Annotated in this window: 17 protein-coding genes and 1 tRNA gene; 17 read left to right on the top strand and 1 reads right to left on the bottom strand. The window is 44.2% G+C overall.

The window, feature by feature from the left end:
* Nucleotides 1-12: 12 nt before the first annotated feature.
* From NSQ55_RS30135 to NSQ55_RS30125, 3 genes are all read left to right on the top strand, one after another.
* A complete protein-coding gene (locus NSQ55_RS30135; protein WP_339170642.1) occupies nt 13-1,053 on the top strand; it encodes a mechanosensitive ion channel family protein in 1,041 nt (346 codons plus the stop codon).
* Complete coding sequence (locus NSQ55_RS30130) at nt 1,053-1,265, top strand: DUF951 domain-containing protein (protein WP_036677772.1); 213 nt, start codon at nt 1,053-1,055, stop codon at nt 1,263-1,265. The genes NSQ55_RS30135 and NSQ55_RS30130 overlap by 1 nt, the downstream gene beginning before the upstream one ends.
* Before the next feature lie 43 nt (nt 1,266-1,308).
* Nucleotides 1,309-1,399: transfer RNA gene (locus NSQ55_RS30125), tRNA-Ser, on the top strand.
* A 367-nt stretch (nt 1,400-1,766) separates the two neighbouring features.
* On the opposite strand, the gene NSQ55_RS30120 is transcribed toward NSQ55_RS30125, so the two are convergent.
* Nucleotides 1,767-1,964, bottom strand: a complete 198-nt coding sequence (locus tag NSQ55_RS30120) for a YjzC family protein (RefSeq protein ID WP_036677774.1) — start codon at nt 1,962-1,964, stop codon at nt 1,767-1,769.
* Between the two features lie 217 nt (nt 1,965-2,181).
* Between NSQ55_RS30120 and rpsF the strand changes: the two genes are divergently transcribed.
* The 14 genes from rpsF to NSQ55_RS30050 all read left to right on the top strand — a co-directional run bounded on the left by rpsF (nt 2,182) and on the right by NSQ55_RS30050 (nt 17,456).
* Nucleotides 2,182-2,466: a 30S ribosomal protein S6 gene (gene rpsF / locus NSQ55_RS30115; RefSeq protein ID WP_036677776.1), complete on the top strand. Its 285-nt coding sequence runs from the start codon at nt 2,182-2,184 to the stop codon at nt 2,464-2,466.
* Nucleotides 2,467-2,514: 48 nt separating this feature from the next.
* Complete coding sequence (ssb, locus tag NSQ55_RS30110; RefSeq protein ID WP_036677780.1) at nt 2,515-3,021, top strand: single-stranded DNA-binding protein; 507 nt, start codon at nt 2,515-2,517, stop codon at nt 3,019-3,021.
* A gap of 21 nt (nt 3,022-3,042) precedes the next feature.
* A complete protein-coding gene (gene rpsR / locus NSQ55_RS30105; RefSeq protein WP_036651767.1) occupies nt 3,043-3,315 on the top strand; it encodes a 30S ribosomal protein S18 in 273 nt (90 codons plus the stop codon).
* Between the two features lie 510 nt (nt 3,316-3,825).
* Nucleotides 3,826-5,775 carry a DNA mismatch repair protein MutS gene (locus tag NSQ55_RS30100; protein ID WP_076181710.1) on the top strand — a complete coding sequence of 650 codons (1,950 nt, stop codon included), beginning with the start codon at nt 3,826-3,828 and terminating at the stop codon, nt 5,773-5,775.
* A 193-nt stretch (nt 5,776-5,968) separates the two neighbouring features.
* Nucleotides 5,969-7,687, top strand: coding sequence for an oligopeptide ABC transporter substrate-binding protein (gene opp4A / locus NSQ55_RS30095; protein ID WP_076191470.1), 1,719 nt, complete (start codon nt 5,969-5,971; stop codon nt 7,685-7,687).
* Between the two features lie 84 nt (nt 7,688-7,771).
* A complete protein-coding gene (locus NSQ55_RS30090; RefSeq protein WP_036677789.1) occupies nt 7,772-8,716 on the top strand; it encodes a D-alanyl-D-alanine carboxypeptidase family protein in 945 nt (314 codons plus the stop codon).
* A gap of 322 nt (nt 8,717-9,038) precedes the next feature.
* Nucleotides 9,039-10,064, top strand: coding sequence for an LCP family protein (locus NSQ55_RS30085; RefSeq protein ID WP_076099795.1), 1,026 nt, complete (start codon nt 9,039-9,041; stop codon nt 10,062-10,064).
* Between the two features lie 194 nt (nt 10,065-10,258).
* On the top strand, nt 10,259-10,684 hold the full coding sequence (locus tag NSQ55_RS30080) for a CBS domain-containing protein (protein WP_036677795.1): 426 nt from the start codon (nt 10,259-10,261) through the stop codon (nt 10,682-10,684).
* Between the two features lie 223 nt (nt 10,685-10,907).
* Complete coding sequence (locus NSQ55_RS30075) at nt 10,908-11,210, top strand: MazG-like family protein (RefSeq protein ID WP_170914153.1); 303 nt, start codon at nt 10,908-10,910, stop codon at nt 11,208-11,210.
* A 6-nt stretch (nt 11,211-11,216) separates the two neighbouring features.
* On the top strand, nt 11,217-12,134 hold the full coding sequence (locus NSQ55_RS30070) for a DUF2232 domain-containing protein (protein WP_076124314.1): 918 nt from the start codon (nt 11,217-11,219) through the stop codon (nt 12,132-12,134).
* A gap of 11 nt (nt 12,135-12,145) precedes the next feature.
* Nucleotides 12,146-14,152, top strand: coding sequence for a DHH family phosphoesterase (locus NSQ55_RS30065; protein ID WP_076124313.1), 2,007 nt, complete (start codon nt 12,146-12,148; stop codon nt 14,150-14,152).
* The gene (gene rplI / locus NSQ55_RS30060; RefSeq protein WP_036677804.1) at nt 14,149-14,595 is read left to right on the top strand and encodes a 50S ribosomal protein L9; all 447 of its coding nucleotides are present in this window, start codon (nt 14,149-14,151) and stop codon (nt 14,593-14,595) included. Before NSQ55_RS30065 ends, rplI begins: the two co-directional genes overlap by 4 nt.
* Nucleotide 14,596: 1 nt before the next feature.
* Entirely contained in the window at nt 14,597-15,958 is a 1,362-nt protein-coding gene (gene dnaB / locus NSQ55_RS30055) for a replicative DNA helicase (protein ID WP_036677807.1), read from the top strand.
* Between the two features lie 211 nt (nt 15,959-16,169).
* Nucleotides 16,170-17,456, top strand: coding sequence for an adenylosuccinate synthase (locus NSQ55_RS30050; protein ID WP_076105178.1), 1,287 nt, complete (start codon nt 16,170-16,172; stop codon nt 17,454-17,456).
* Nucleotides 17,457-17,551: the final 95 nt, after the last annotated feature.

The following is a 17,551-nucleotide window of genomic DNA, read 5'->3' as shown; positions in this document are numbered from 1 at the left end:
GGAGTACATGCGATGAATATGTGGATACTGGAGGCTGATACACCCGGTGCGGATACATTAAAAGATGCCATTCGCTTTAAAGATAAGGTGTGGAATTGGTTTACCGATGCTGATATGTGGGCGGATGTATTATTTGCGGGTCTACGGATTCTTGTTATTTTTCTCTTAACCCGGGTTATTATTAAAATTGTTTCTAATATTATTGATCGTTCGCTTGAGCGTAAAACCGGTGGCAGACTTCTGTCCAACACACGAAGGTTTACTACGGTTGGGGAATTGATGAAAAATGTAGTGACAGTTATCTGTAATTTTGTGATGATCATGCTCGTGCTTTCTGAGTTCCACTTCGATTTGGCACCATTGTTGGCTGGAGCGGGTGTGCTTGGTTTAGCAGTGGGTTTTGGGGCACAAAGTTTGGTGAAGGATGTTATTACAGGTTTCTTTATTATTTTAGAGGATCAATTTGCAGTGGGTGATGTAATTCAAACGGGGACCTATAAAGGAACGGTAGAATTAATTGGACTGCGAACAACCAGACTGTTAAGCACAACTGGAGAAGTATTTATTATCCCGAATGGATTAATCACGAACGTGACCAATTATTCTCTCTCGAATGCATTGGCTGTAGTTGATGTTCCTGTAAAAATGGAGCGGAGCTTGGAGGCCACGCTAGGTTTGATTGGAGAAGCGCTAAAAGGAATAGAAGAGCGTAACTCTAATGTTCTTGCTTATCCTAATGTGCTCGGTATACAGTCCATGAGTACTTCGGAATATGTAATTCGTATAGCGGCTAGCTGTTTACCTAATGCAAAAGAGGTTGCGGAGAGACAGATTCAGAATGATATTAAGCAGGCACTAGAGAAACTCAGCAGTCTAGAGCAGGCCCAAGCTGCTCAAGCCGAAGAGGAAGCGCGTTTGAAGGCAGAAGAAGAAGCAAAGGCTGAAATTGATCTGGCAAAAACAGAAAATGAGCAGGAAGTATCGGATACGCCTGACACTGGATCAAGACGCCAAATCGCAGCTACACAAGAGGGGAAAAAGGGGGAAGGGTAGTGGAACGTAAAGTTTTTCAGCTTGGAGATATTGTACAGATGAAGAAACAGCACCCTTGTGGTTCTAATGAGATGGAGATCATTCGTATGGGGATGGATATCCGCATTAAGTGTACAGGATGTCAGCATAGTGTTCTGATTCCCCGGGCGAAATTCGAGAAGAATATGAAGAAGGTACTGCGTTCTGCAGAGGGAAATACAGACAATAATTAAGCTTGCAAATGGCATGTCTGCATGATACAATTATTTTTGCTGCGGAGAGGTACCCAAGAGGCCCAAGGGGGCTGACTCGAAATCAGTTAGGCGTGTCACAGCGTGCGTGGGTTCGAATCCCACCCTCTCCGCCACTTCAGCATAATATAACATTTTAATGAATCCTTCGTTCCAGTAACGGAGGTTTTTTTGTGTCCACTGAGCTGTTTGCAAAAGATCATAACATGCAAAAAGAAGGGCCCTTTCGGGTCCTTCTTCAAGAGGCAGTACATCAATGATGTTGGAATTTCTCTGTATATAGCGACTAAAGTGATTTAGGCGTTGCTGAGGTTACTGCTTTTTAGACAATAACCCACTACTATTCCCAGCTAACAATAGATGCTGAATCAGATATCCTGTGATTGTGTTCGTCTACGACGGCCAACGGAACCACACCTCTCTTTTGTACTGCCTGAGTATAGTATGTGTAATGTCGGTTTTTTTATACACATTTATTTTTATTTAATGTACACGTGCTTTTTCAACCTTTTTCCACTTCCGATTTTTGTTACTGGTCTCGGGGAAGGTGTCCCCTTTTTCCATTTTAATATGCTGTGGATTCTGAATTTCGGTGTGGAAGCTTCGCGCTTCACCTACCTCTGTATACATGCCTGGATTGGGGGCTTTGTCGCCTTTTTCATATTCTGTCTTTTCGCCCATCATTATCGCTCCTTCCTTAAGTGCAGATGAATTCACTGATTATTGTGCGCAGGTAGGGTTTTTTTCATGTAAAAAGAGGGTGGAGGGTTGTCCGGTATTAATATTGCTTGCACTCTGCTGCTCGTTTTGGTATATTAATCAGGTGCGAGTCTATGTTTGTGCTCGTTCCTTGCTCCTGACGTGATTAGGGGCCTCAGACCATAAGGAGGTGAAAATTATGCGCAAATATGAAGTGATGTACATTATTCGTCCTGACATTGAACAAGAAGCTGTTCAAGCAGCAGTCGATAAATTCCAAGGCATCATCTCCAATGGCGGGGAAATTACAAAGCACGAAGTGCAAGGTAAACGCCGTCTTGCGTATGAGATCAAGAAATTCCGTGATGGCGTTTATGTTTTGGTTAACTTCAATGCAGAACCTGCAGTAGTTACTGAATTAGAACGTCTTATGAAGATTTCTGACGAAGTTATTCGTTATCTCATTACGAACGACGTTGCTTAAGATCTTGACAAGCTTTGTAATGAATCGCTCTAAAGGAGGGGACCAGAATTGTTGAACCGTATCATTTTGATCGGACGGTTGACCCGTGACCCGGAACTTCGTTATACTCCCGCTGGTGTTGCCGTAACTCAATTTACGCTTGCCGTAGATCGTAACTTTACGGGCCAGAACGGTGAACGTGAGGCAGACTTCATCCCGGTTGTTACCTGGAGACAGCTAGCAGAAACCTGTGCCAATTATTTGCGCAAAGGTCGTCTGACAGCAGTGGAAGGACGCATCCAAGTGCGGAACTATGAGAATAACGAAGGTAAACGTGTATACGTAACTGAAGTTATTGCTGATAATGTTCGTTTCCTGGAATCTTCACAGAGCCGTGAAGGTGGAAATACTTCAAGTGGTGCAAGTAGTATGCCTGAAGAGCCAGCATATGGTGGCGGTGGTAACGCTGGACGCGGAAATAACAACAATAATTTCTCGCGTAACAACAATACTCAAGATCCTTTTTCGGGCGATGGTAAACCGATTGATATATCGGATGATGATTTGCCATTTTAATTAGGAAGGACTGAAAAGAATATGGCTTTTAAACCAAGAGAAGGCGCTGACAACGACAAAAGACCAGCACGTCGTGGTGGACGCAACAAGCGTAAAAAAGTTTGCTTTTTCACTGTGAACAAGATTACTCACATTGATTATAAAGATACTGAACTTCTTAAGAAGTTCATCAGCGAACGTGGAAAGATTTTGCCACGTCGTGTAACAGGTACAAGTGCAAAATACCAACGCGCTCTTACCATTGCTGTAAAACGCTCGCGTCAAATCGCGTTGCTTCCTTACACAACGGAATAGGACGTTTTATAGAAGCAGTCGGGAAACCGGCTGCTTTTTTGTTGTGAAAAGCCAGCGTGTGGATTACGTTGACGTTCCATCTGGAATGTGTTAAATTACAGCTATCCTATAACAAAAGGGGAAATATTGATGTTGGTGACCGTTCTTAACTAGCAATTTCATAACACTGGATTAGGAAGGCTTTAGCAGGCTCGTCTTTTGGCGTTTACGTGCTCTATTTGAGTTCGTTTCGCGCAGAGGTCTGTTGTTCCTAACAGTGGATGATTTAGTTAAGAACACACGAAGCGTCATATGGCCTCTTTACGGCTGTTGTTCTCTTTGTAATTAACCGTGCTCTTAGAGCACGGTTTTTTTGTTTTTCGGCCACCCTGGCTTTTATGGGGACCTTAAGACGCCAGAGAACAATAGCATAAAAAGAAGGGCAAGGACTGCCATAGTGGCATTCTTTGTCCTTTTTGCGTTAGGGAGATTTAGTTCCAAAAAAAGTTAGATCAATAAGGAGGATTTGCTGTGAATTTACAAAGTCTAAACACGTTGGAATACGAAATTATTAAAACCGAGCTTAGCCGTCATGCGGTATCTTATGTAGGAAAGAAAACTGTAGAAGAGCTTATGCCTATGACCTATTTGCCTTCGATTCAAAGAGCGATGGAGGAAACGTCTGAAGCTAAAGAGCTGCTCGAGCGGGGGTCCAGTGTACCGATTCCTTCATTAGAGGGGATTGAGTGGATCATGTCACTAATGGGGACTGGATATTTGTACAGTGAGCAAGACTTCACTGCAGTGGCTACATTTCTAAAGAGCTGTAGTCAATTGCGCAAATATATGGCTTCTAAAGAGCAAAGTGCTCCCCGGATTGCTGCTTATGCTTCCTCGCTGCTGGAATTAAATCATGTGCGGGAAGCAATTGATCGTTGTATCCGCTTTGGGGCGATTGATGATGGAGCTAGTAAGGGGTTAGAGCGGGTTCGTAAACGGATTGGCGTAGCTAAAGAACGTCTTCATAAAAAAATTGACGGGATCATGTCGCGCCATCAATCGATTTTGCAAGAGAATATTTATAGCCAGCGTGGTGGACGATATGTTATCCCCGTAAAGCGGGAGTATCATAAGCAAATAAAGGGATCGGTACTTGATCAATCCACAAGTGGGCAGACGGTGTTCATCGAACCAGATGAGATCGCCTCCATGCAGATTGAGCTGGATTTGTTATTAGGAGAAGAGGCGCGTGAAGAAGCTGTGATCCTCAGTATGCTGACCAGCATGGTAGAACAGGAACAAACTGCACTGCGCCTAAATATCGAGGTTACAGGCACCTATGATTTTATTTTTGCCAAAGCAAAATATGCACGAACGCTGGGAGCATCTGAGGTTACTCTAAATGATAGGGGTTTTCTAAGGATGAACGGAGGCAGACATCCCATGCTGCAGGGCATGATTCCAATTAGCCTGGAGATAGGGAAGGGATATAAATCCCTAATCATTACAGGTCCAAATACAGGCGGGAAAACGGTGGTGCTCAAGACCCTCGGGCTGCTGACCCTCATGGCTCAATCCGGGTTGTTGATTCCGGTCGAGGAGGGGAGTGAGTTTACGGTCTTTACGGATGTGATCAGTGTAATCGGAGACGGACAAAGTTTGGCCCAATCACTCAGTACATTTTCGGCACAAATGAAGAGTATTGAGGGAATGCTGAGAGATGCCTCTAAAGGGGTGCTGCTGCTCATTGACGAGCTGGCGGCAGGTACAGACCCTGGTGAAGGAATCGCCCTCTCAATCGCCATTCTGGAAGAGCTGAGCCGTAAAGGGGCCAATATTATCGTCACAACCCATTTTAATGAGCTAAAAGCCTTTGCCGCTGCGACAGCCGGTTTTCAAAATGCACGAATGGAATTCGACAAAGAAACGCTGCAGCCGTTGTATCGTCTGACTATCGGAGAAGCGGGGGAGAGTTACGCTCTGCAAATTGCCAAAAAGCTGGGTATCCAGGATAACGTTATCAAGCGATCGTGGGAGATCGTTGAGGCGCAGCAGCAAAGGCTGCAGAAAGGTGATGGGTCGGCATGGGCAAGTCTTTTTAGCAAAGAGGGAGAGAAAGGGAAGACTGCACCTGTTATAGAGGATTTTGAAAAAGAAGAAAAGTCTGCGGAATCACTGAGCGATAAGGAGAAGCAGACCCAATATGAAATTGGTGATGCTGTTCTTGTAACTTCACTAGGGCGGATAGGCATTGTTTATGAGAAAAGAGATCACTTAGGAATGGTCGGAGTGATGATCCAGAAGCAAAAAATGCGGATTAATCATAAACGTTTAAAGCCATATCTATCCAAAGATGAGCTATATCCTGAGGAATATGACTTTGATATAATTTTTGAGAGCAAGGATACCCGTAAAAAGCGGAAATTGATGCAGCGTAAGCATGTCGAAGGCCTGAGAATTACGCATAAGGATGAAGAATAATGTAATAAAAGGATCTGCCTATGAGGTAGGTCCCTCTTTTTTTATAAATACTATGAAATATGCGTAAATTCAAGCAGGAGTATAGGCCTAAAGCTTAGAAGTTATTGTAACCATTCTAAAACTTTGTTACAGTAAATATTTATTCCATAGCTTATATGTAGATATACGTTCAACTAGAGAAGGGAAGGAACACATGAAGAATAAGAAGATATGCGGGTTCTTGTTAACAATGCTCGTGATGACTACTGTATTGTCAGCATGCAGCAGAGCAGGTACCAGCAGTAATTCATTATCTTTACATCACAATGAGGTGGTCGAAAAGCCACAGACTGGCGGAGTAGTTACTTATGGATACTCATCGCCGTTTATGGGCTTCTTTGAGCCTGCTTTTTATGAAGGTGAAGATGACTTTCATGTGCTGGAGTTTATTACTGAGGCCATGTTTACGATAGATGATGATTTATCAACGGTTCCTAATATCGCCACTTGGCAGGAGTCCGAGGATCATAGAATATTTACCTTTAAAATTAAACCGGGAATCCGTTGGCATAATGGAGATGAACTGACCGTAGAGGACTGGAAATTTGCGATGGAGACTATTGCTAGTCCAGACTACACCGGATCGCGTTATTATAGTGTGGAAATGATTCAAGGTGCAGAAGCCTATCATAAGGGTGAGGCGAAGAATATAACAGGTCTTAAGGTTATAGATCCTTATACTTTGAAAATAACAATGACAGCTGCCCGCGTAAATACGATTGATAATCTATGGCCGTATCCGATGAATAAAAAATATTATACTGGAGTCGCTGTTAAGGATATGCCTGAGAGTGATCAGATGCGAAAAAATCCGATTGGGATTGGCCCCTTTGAGGTGAGCCTTATTGAACCTGGCCAGCGGGTCGAGATGAAGCGCTTTGATCAATACTATAAAGGTAAGGCTTTATTGGATGGTGTGTTGTATAAGGTATTTGATGACAAGGAAATCATCAGCCTGTTTGAACAAGGCGTAATTGATATAGAGAATGCCCCACGAGATACTTATGAAAAGCTGAGCGAACTCGATAATATTAATATTTTACAATCAAATGAGCTTGCTTATGAGTATATAGGGTTTAAATTTGGGTATTGGGATAGTGAAGCTGAAAAAATCGTAATGGATAACCCTAAATTTGCGGATAAAAGATTACGTCAGGCGATGTATTATGCACTTGATCGGGAGGGGATCATTCAATCATTTTCTCATGGGTTAGGCAAGCCTATAGAAACTCCGGTTTCCAGTGCAAGCTGGGCGAAGATCCCTGACAGTCAGATTAATACGTATCCCTATGATCCGGAAAAAGCGAAGCAGCTGCTTGATGAGGCTGGTTTTGTAGATGTTGATGGAGATGGGCTGCGTGAGGATCAAAAAGGAGAAAAGTTAGTTATTCATTATGATTCTATGCTAGGCAGTCATTCAGCGGAGTTACGAACTGCTGCTATTCTGGAGGATTGGCGAAATGTGGGACTCGATGTGCAGCTTAATGGTGGGGCGTTAAAAGAGCTCAACACCTTCTATGAAGCAGTAGAGGCTGATGATCCGTCCATTGAGTTGTTTAACGGGGTATGGGGATTAGCTAATGATCCTGATCCTTCAGGTCTCTGGAGGGAGAATGATTTGTGGAACTACCCACGTTGGTCCTCGGAGCGGAATGAAGAATTGATTCGCGATGGCACAAGTATGAAGGCATATGATAGAGATTATCGACAACAAATCTATTATGAATGGCAGAAGCTAGTGAATGAAGAGGTTCCAATGATCTTTTTTGCGGAAAGAGAAAGCATTACTGCTGTTAATAAACGTCTACAAGGTGTGCGTGTTGATTCTTTGGGCTCCATAATTGAGCCTAATAAATGGTGGATAAAGGACTAAATTAAAAAAAATAAAAAAAATTACGCAAAAAGTGAAATCAAATTGCTGTTTCATTCGTCATATATATTATGGAGGATGACAACGATGAAGAGACGGATATTGATATGGGCTGGTGCAGCTTTGATAGTCGTTGTCTTAATTACGGTGTGGAGGCCTATCGAGCTGGGCTTTAAACCGGATATTGACGCGGGTTCAGCAGTGCTGCTAGATATGGATAGTGGAGACATATGGGTCAATATAAACGGCGATGTGCCTATGCCACCGGCCAGTGTGTCTAAATTAATGACTGAAATGATTGTGCTGGATCACATAACCTCTGGAACCCTTAGGTGGGAGGATAGAGTCCCTATTAGTGCTTACGCCAGTCAAATGGGAGGTATGAGTCTCTCATTAAAACGAGGAGATTTCTATACAGTAAGGGAGCTATTCGAAGGCATCACCATCTATTCTGCTAATGATGCTGCAGTTGCATTGGCAGAATATATGGCAGGATCAGAGGATTCTTTTGTACTTATGATGAATGATAGAGCACGTAGTTTAGGTTTATCTCCTAATACGGTATTTACCAACGCCTCTGGATTGTCGAGCAAGGATCTTGGTATCATTCGTCAGCCTACGCATATCGGTGGCCAGACGATGATGACAGCGAGGGATACAGCCAAATTGGCAGCTGCGCTAATCCATAATCATCCTGATGTACTGAATATTTCCGGTCGTACTCAGATGCAATTAAAGGATAAAGGGTTATATGTTAGTAATAGCAACCTTATGCTTCCAGGTATGGGCGGCGCTTACGCATACGATGGAGCAGATGGGTTGAAGACTGGATATGATAGCCAGACGGGATATTGTATTGCGGGATCAGCCCAGCGAGAGGGGCACCGGCTTATTGCGGTCGTTATGGGGGCAGAGACCTATGGCAGCCGATTTGAGGGTGCTGCTAAATTGTTCGATTATGGGTTTTTCCGCGGTTTACATTATGGAGAACGGGTAAAACATATTATACATGCCCTTGGAATTCGAAGTTAAATTTGGAGCATCATACCAGTAATTATTACTTGGTATGGTGCTTTTTCCCTATTCATGTCGGTATTTGTTGTTTCTTTTTATCCATTTAGTGATTACAATAGAAATATTGTTTTATCCCATATTATTTTAGAAACGCAAAAAAACTTTTTTCTATAATTTAGAATGACCCGAATTTCCTGAAAGGGGGGACAATAAGATAATGGAATAAGGGACAGTAAATTCGCCGCCGAGAGAAATAAAACCATGACTGCCTGAGAACGATCAGGAGGCATTGTAAATATATGGTATGTGTAATTATTCTACAATAAAGAAGGAATCAAAGATGAAAAAAATAAAGAAAAGATACATTGCGCTAATTGTTCTCGTCGTTGTTATAGCGGGAGGCTTTCTCTTTCGGAATTCTTTGGCCGTATTAGCCTTTGATCTCTTTTTGTCCGATCGGGTAGAAAGCAAGCTGAAAGAAGAATCTTACCAGCCACTTAAGGATGAGAATAAGGTTAAGCCAGAGCCGGTTGTATACAAAAGCGATCCATTCTCGCTGATGCTGCTCGGGACTGATCAACGCGACAATGAAACCGCACGTTCGGACACTATGATGTATGCTGTTGTTCGCCCTGAGGATTACAAAATTCTGCTTATTTCTATTCCACGTGATACGTATACCGAGATTATTGGGCATAACGATAATAAAAAAGATAAGATTACCCATGCTTATGCTTTTGGTGGGCAGCAAATGGCTAAGGATACTCTGGAAGCACTGCTGGAGCATGATATTCAGTATTATGCCACCATTAACTTTCAAGGGCTCAAGGATGCCGTTGATGCTATTGGAGGCGTTCCGCTGCCAATCAAGAAGGATATTGTAAACAAGGGTAAGGACCATGAAAAGTTTACGATCGAGGGTGGAAAGTCGAATTATAACGGTCAAGAAGCACTCAACTATACACGCTACCGTGAAGATAGTGACTTTAACCGGACCAAACGCCAACAGGTTTTTATTGATGTCGTAGCTAATAAAATGTTATCGATCAGCCAAATCGGCAATATTCCTAAGCTGCTGGATATTATGGGCGATAATTTCAAGACCGATATTGAGCCTTCAATGATCATTAGTCTGGCCAAGAAATTTATGGGCGGCAAAGATATGGATATCTCAAGCTTTACGGTAATGGGCGAAGGAAAACGTATTGACGGACTTTATTATGATATCGTTGATGAAGAGGACTTGCGCGAAGCTAAGGCGCTGATTGATAATTGGATGAATGCAGGAACACCTGTAGATCAACTGATTGAGCCGGGAAAAGCAAGTAATGCACTCGAGCCCAAAGCAACAGCAGTTACACAGTAATTCTAATTGGAAAGCTAAACTCATATAAATAAATTGCAGCAGCCATAAACATTCTCATGGCTGCTGCTTACTGTCTTCATGTTATAATGAGTTGGAACTATTATTTAGCTGCTACGTATAATCACATTGGCATGGCAGTAAAAGGAAGTTAAAGAACCGTAATTCCTTCGGAACTCTTTGAGGAGGATCAAGAGATGAATATTGCATTTTTTTTACTTCCGAAACAGGAGGTGGCCTGCGTAACGCTCGATTCTACGCTGCGCCAAACGCTTGAGAGGATGGAGTTTCACCGCTATACAGCAGTCCCGATTCTTAACCGTAATGGAGAGTATGCTGGCACGGTAACGGAAGGTGATCTGCTCTGGTACATGAAAGAGTCGGAGGGTAAGGTTTCGTTTGAGAACGCTTCAAAATTTTTGCTGAAGGACGTTCCATTACGTATGAATAACAAGCCGGTCTCGATTGATGCGGATATGGAAGATCTAATTAATTTGGCTAAGGTGCAGAACTTTGTACCTGTGGTCGATGATATGAACCGGTTTATTGGAATTGTTCGCCGGAGTCAAGTCATAGAATATTGCGAGAAATTTGTAACAAGACAATCACAGGAATCATTATAGTCCCAGTGTATTCGCGGTTATAGAAGCTATCGGAACAAGGCCTGTATTTCCGGCGATAACGGAATGCGGGTCTTTTTTAAAGAAAGCTCCTCTCCAAAAAGAGGCATAGTCAGCATGGATTGAAGCATACTTAAGGGGCGCGGGGCGTCCAGTGTGACACCGAATTTTTTATGCTATAATGGAGAATAAAGCTTTTTGCCGGAGGTAGAGAGACGTGTCCAATGTGCCGAAGGATCTGGATGTAGCCAAGCGCGCCAAGGTAATTGAATGGCTGAAAACCGAAGTGATTGATCAAGTTTCAAGGTTATTTAAAGCGTTATGGGAAGGCAGTACTACCCGTGTCGGTGACAGTCTGGCTAGCTTGATTATGAGCTCTTATATTTTGGGCCGCAGACTAGGGATTCCTTATCGTTCTTTAGATGACTTGCTACTGGAGAAGCTTAGAAAGCACAAGCAGGAAGGGCATCAACTGGAAGATTGGTACCAAGATATATCTGCTTTAGAAGAACATATGCGTAAGAGGTGAATACTGTTGAAATTTCGCTGGTCATCTGTGGCTTGGAGCGTAGCATACTTACTTTTGCTGCTTAGTTTAACGACTCCACTCCTCATCATCACTACCCTGTTTATGATTGTTCCGGCAGTAGTGTTGTTTACTACACTGAACACGAGACAATTTGTACTGCATGTATTGCCGGTGTTGCTGATTGTAGGCTTGATTACACCAATTTATCTGTTGATAGCTGCGTATTTCTTAATACCGGCTCTGGTTATGGGACGTTGGTATAAAAGACATGCCCCGGCCATGTCTACTGTGATCGCAGGTACGGTTACGATTCTTGCACAGTTCCTGCTGCTTTTGCTGCTGGGTACGGCATTATTTAATTTTGACCTGTCTACCTATGTGAACGATGTATTGCAAATGGTTAATTCACCTCTGTCTGAGCTCGGAACTACTAATCCTCTGCTCACTGATATTGGATTTTCAACTGAGGATGTAAACAAGATAAGTCATATGACGGTCCAAATGATCCCTATGACTCTAATCGTAAGCTCCTTCATGATTGCTGTGATTACGCATTCTATTGCCCGCCCGATTCTGAACAGTATGAATTATGCAGTGCCTAAGATGAAGCCTGCACGTGAATGGAGACTTTCGAGATCGTTTATTTGGTACTATCTGATTGGTGTTGTTCTACAGCTCTTCTTCTCAGGGTCGGAGAACAATTTCATCCTCATGATTTCTGCCAATCTTCTGCCATTGCTGCGAATTGGCTTTATGATTCAGGCCATCGGATTTTTCTTCTTCCTGGCGCATGAACGCAAATGGAACAAGATGTCTGCCGTTTTGTTAGCGATACCGGTTATTTTACTGCCGCCGCTGCGCATTATTGGTATTATTGATCTTGCGTTCCCACTGCGGGAGTATGTGACCAAATCGAAACGATAGGGTGAGAGTTCATGCCTAAATTTCTGCAAAGACGCTGGCACGGCTATCATACCGTATGGGCGTTCATGCTGCTGTTGGTCCTTATTATAATTGTCAGTGTTTATAACTGGGCGCTTGGGGTCGCCGGCCTGTTTCTGTCAGGTACTTTATGCTTCTATATGTTGAAAGCGGAGATCTCGTTCCGCCGTAATCTGGTGGAATATATTAATGGGCTATCTTTCCGCATTAAGCGGGTAGAGGGCGAAGCAGTCAGCATGCTGCCGCTTGGAATCATTCTGTTTAGCGAGGATCGAACGGTGGAATGGAATAACCGCTATGCCGGCGATATTTTCGCACGCAAGTCTTTAGTTGGGGAATCACTGCAAGAATTATTGCCTGATATGCAGTCTTTTTTCACAGGTGCTGCAGCGGGTAAGCGGGAGGTCGCCAAAGAGGGTGTGCTCCATGACACCCGCCTTGAGATCACCGTGGATGAACGATTTTATCAAGCTGTCATTATTCCGAGTGAGCGTATTCTTTACTTGTATGATATCACTGAGCTTGTGGTGTTACGTGAGCGGTATGAGGATGAGAAGCTGGCAATCGGCATAGTGATGATGGATAACCTGGATGAATCCGCTCAAGGGATGGATGATCAACAGCGAACCTCGCTGATTGCTAAGGTGACGAGTGAAATCACTGAATGGAGTAAGCAGTTTGAGGTTTATCTGCGGCGGTTGTCCTCGGAACGTTATCTAATGCTGCTTAATCATCGTAGCCTGCAAGCGTTGGAAGAGAGCCGCTTCGTGATTCTAGATGAAGTCAGAGAAATGACTGCTGATCTTAAGGTACCCATGACACTGAGTATTGGTCTGGCCTTTGGCGCAGACTCTGCAAGTGAATTAGGGGCATTGGCCCAATCCAGTCTAGATATGGCGCTTGGCCGAGGTGGTGATCAGGCAGCTGTAAAAGCAGGCCAACGGTTATCCTTCTACGGCGGCAAGAGTAATGCTGCTGAGAAGCGTACCCGAGTGCGGGCGCGGGTCATTGCGCATGCTTTGCGGGATCTGATGCAGGAGAGCGATCGTGTGCTGATCCTCGGTCATCGGACACCGGATATCGATGCTGTAGGTGCTGCAATCGGCCTGTTAAGGGCTGCGCAGATGTATAATGTAGAGGCTAGCATTGTGATGGAGACTCCTAATCCATCGATAACTAACATGATGGAGCAGATTCGTAAGGATGATGAATTGTATAAGTCATTCATCACAACGGAGCAATCCCTACAGATCATGACAGAGCATACCCTGCTTATTGTTGTGGATACACATAAGGCGTCTATGACGATGGAGCCGCGGCTAGTGCAATATGCCAGCAGAATTGTAGTGGTGGATCATCACCGCAGAGGTGAAGAGTTCATTAACGATGCTGTATTGGTGTATTTGGAGCCATACGCTTCATCGACTTGTGAGCTGGTGACAGAGCTGCTTCAGTATATTCATGAGAAGGTAAAGATCAGTCCGTTGGATGCTACAATGTTGTTAGCGGGGATCACGGTGGATACGAAGCATTTTGCGCTTCATACGGGGTCGCGTACCTTTGAGGCCGCAGGCTTCCTGCGCCGGAATGGTGCCGATACCGTACTTATTCAGCGCATGCTGAAGGAGGATTTACAGGAGTATATTTCCAAAGCCGAAATTATCAAACATGCGCGGATGGTGTATGACCAAATCGCGCTCGTAGTTACGGCACCAGGCATGAAAATTCCGCAGCTTCTTATTGCTCAGACTGCGGACACGCTGCTTGGGATGACCAACGTAGTCGCTTCATTCGTCATCAGCGAGCGGCCTGACGGCCTGATTGGCATTAGTGCCCGATCACTAGGACGTATGAATGTACAGGTCGTGATGGAGAAATTAGGCGGCGGAGGGCATCTGTCCAATGCCGCGGTACAGCTTGAAGGAACATGTAAAGAAGCAGAAGCCAGATTACTGCAGGTGCTGGCTGAAATCGAATCGAAAGAGGGGTTATTCGAATGAAGGTCATATTCATAAAAGATGTTAAGGGTCAAGGTAAAAAAGGTCAGGTTAAAGAGGTATCCGAAGGTTATGCTTCTAACTTCTTATTGCCACGTGGATTGGTTCGTCCGGCAACGGAAGGTAACGTGAAGACGCTGGAGAATCAAGCGGCTGCTGAACAACGCCGTAAAGATAACGAAAAAGAAGAAGCACAGCAATTGGGTAAGAAGCTTGACGAGCTAACACTGACAATGAAAGCAAAATCAGGTGAAGGCGGACGTTTATTCGGTGCTATTACAAGCAAACAGATTGCTGAAACACTGGCTTCCACCAAAGGAATTACTATTGATAAGCGCAAGATTGAATTAGGTGAGCCAATTCGCCATATAGGAGTATTTCAAGTAAGCGTAAAATTGCATACTGAAGTAAAGGCCACACTTAAGGTTGAGGTAACGGAGGAGTAACATGGGTGGAGATCTCTTTTTCGATCGGGTTCCCCCGCAGAATCTTGAAGCCGAGCAGGCGGTAATTGGTGCGGTTCTGTTGCAGGATGAAGCGCTCATTACTGCAATGGAACGGGTGAATACCGAAGACTTCTACGATAAAGCGCATCAAATGATTTTTGAGGCGATGGTGCAGCTCGGAGAAGAGAGCCAGCCGATTGATCTTGTTACACTTACATCCAGACTGCAGGACAAAGGAGAGCTTGAAGATATTGGTGGGGTTAGCTACTTAGCTAAGCTGGCGCATGCCGTGCCTACTGCCGCTAACGTAGAATACTACGCCCAGATTATCGAAGAGAAAGCCATGCTGCGCCGTTTGATTCGCACAGCCACGCAAATTGTGAGCGAAGGTTATACGGGCGGTGAAGATGTAGCCGATATGCTGAGTGATGCAGAGCGGCGCATTCTTGAAATCTCCAACCGGCGGAGCGGCAGTGGATTTATTGCGATCCGCGATGTCTTGATGGAAGTGTTCGACAAGGTTGAGTTGCTTCATCAAAATAAGGGAGGTACCTCAGGTATCCCAACCGGATTTGTGGATTTAGATCATATGACTAACGGATTCCAACGTAACGATCTGATCATTGTTGCGGCTCGTCCATCTGTTGGTAAGACTGCATTCGCCCTGAATATTGCACAGAACGTGGCAGTACGTGCTAAAGAAACTGTTGCGATATTCAGTCTGGAAATGTCAGCGCCACAGCTGGTACAGCGGATGATTTGTGCTGAAGCCAACTTAGATGCCAATATTATGCGTACCGGTGACTTCAAGAGTGATGATGATTGGTCCAAGCTGACGATGGGTATTCAGTCTCTATCTGAAGCGGAGATTTATATCGACGATACACCAGGTATCACGGTAACCGATATTCGTGCAAAGTGCCGGAGACTGAAGAAGGAAAAAGGACTTGGCATGATCGTCATTGACTACTTGCAGCTTATTCAGGGCCGCGGTAAAGGCGGAGAGAACCGTCAGCAAGAAGTATCGGATATATCTCGTACACTGAAGCAGATTGCCCGTGAGCTGGATGTGCCGGTTATTGCCCTGTCGCAGTTAAGCCGGGGTGTAGAGCAGCGCCAGGATAAGCGTCCAATGATGAGTGACTTGCGTGAATCGGGTTCTATCGAGCAGGATGCTGATATTGTTGCGTTTCTGTATCGTGATGATTATTACAATGCGGATACGGAGAAGAAGAATATTATTGAGATCATTATAGCTAAACAGCGTAATGGTCCCGTAGGCACGGTAGAACTGGTCTTTCTTAAAAATTTCAACAAGTTCGTTAACTACGAGCGAGCACATGCGGAACCATTTGCTGGTTAAACCTGACATGTATAATTCCCGAACGATTGCACATTTCTTTGTGTAATCGTTCGTTTTATTTGACTTTGAAAAAAACCGCTGTTACACTGAGAATTGTCCTTTAGCGGGTTAAATCTGCTTGGCGTCCGGAGGGCCACGTACATAAGAATGACGTATAGGGTCCATATTATGAAAAATAATGGTGCTAAGTAGCACCTACGGAGGAATGAACATGTCAACGGTAGTCGTCGTGGGAACACAATGGGGAGACGAAGGTAAAGGGAAAATCACTGACTTTCTAGCGGAAAGTGCAGATGTGGTCGCCCGTTATCAAGGGGGCAATAATGCCGGTCACACGATTCTGATTGACGGTGAGAAGTTTAAGCTCAGCTTGATCCCTTCGGGTGTATTTTATAAAGAGAAAACTTGTGTAATTGGTAACGGAATGGTTATTAATCCGGCTGCCTTGATCCAAGAAATTAATTATATTCATGAGAACGGTTTTGATACTAAGAACTTAGTGATCAGTGATCGTGCTCATGTCATTATGCCATACCATATGGTGCTGGATGCTCTCGAAGAAGACCGTAAGGGTCCGAACAAGATTGGTACTACACGTAAAGGTATCGGTCCTTGTTATATGGATAAGGCAGCACGCAACGGTATCCGTATTGCTGACTTGATGGACGCTGAGGAATTCGAACTGAGACTCCGCCCCTTGATGCAAGAGAAGAACCAAGTGATTACGCAGGTCTATGGTGCTGAAGCTCTTAACGTAGAAGAGATTCTGACTCAATACCTGGAATATGCAGAAGTGCTGCGTAATTATGTAACAGACACCTCTGTTATTCTTAATGATGCCATTGATGCGGATCGCAAAGTGTTGTTTGAAGGTGCGCAAGGAGTAATGCTTGATATCGATCAAGGTACGTATCCGTTTGTTACTTCATCCAACCCATCTGCCGGTGGGGTGTGCATAGGTTCTGGTGTTGGACCGTCCAAAATCAAACAGGTTATTGGGGTTGCAAAAGCCTATACCACTCGTGTTGGAGATGGCCCATTCCCTACAGAACTTAATGATGCAACAGGTGATTATATCCGTGAAACAGGTCATGAATATGGCACAGTTACCGGACGTGCACGCCGTGTAGGCTGGTTCGACAGTGTAGTTGTGAGTCACGCTCGTCGTGTAAGTGGAATCACAGGGCTATCTCTTAACTCGCTCGATGTACTTAGCGGACTTGAGACTGTGAAGATCTGCACAGGCTACAAATACCGTGGTGAGGTAATTACTCATTACCCTGCTAGCCTCAAAATGCTGGCAGAATGTGAAGCGGTATATGAGGAGCTTCCAGGCTGGAGCGAAGATATTACTTCTGCAAAAACATTGGATGATCTTCCAGCAAATACACGTAGATATGTTGAACGTGTATCTGAGCTTACAGGTATTCCGATTGCTATCTTCTCAGTGGGTCGTAACCGTGAGCAGACGAATCAAGTATTGCCAATTTATATCTAAAATCTAGTTATAATAAGGAGCCCCGTTAGAGGCTCTTTTTTTTGTTCTGAGGACTATATCTCTCTCTTTTGGGGCCTAGATTTATACCTAGACGT

This window comes from Paenibacillus sp. FSL H7-0943 (genome assembly GCF_037963265.1).
Classification (GTDB): Bacteria; Bacillota; Bacilli; order Paenibacillales; family Paenibacillaceae; genus Paenibacillus_AQ; species Paenibacillus_AQ odorifer.
This window is presented reverse-complemented; position numbering and strand designations above follow the sequence as displayed.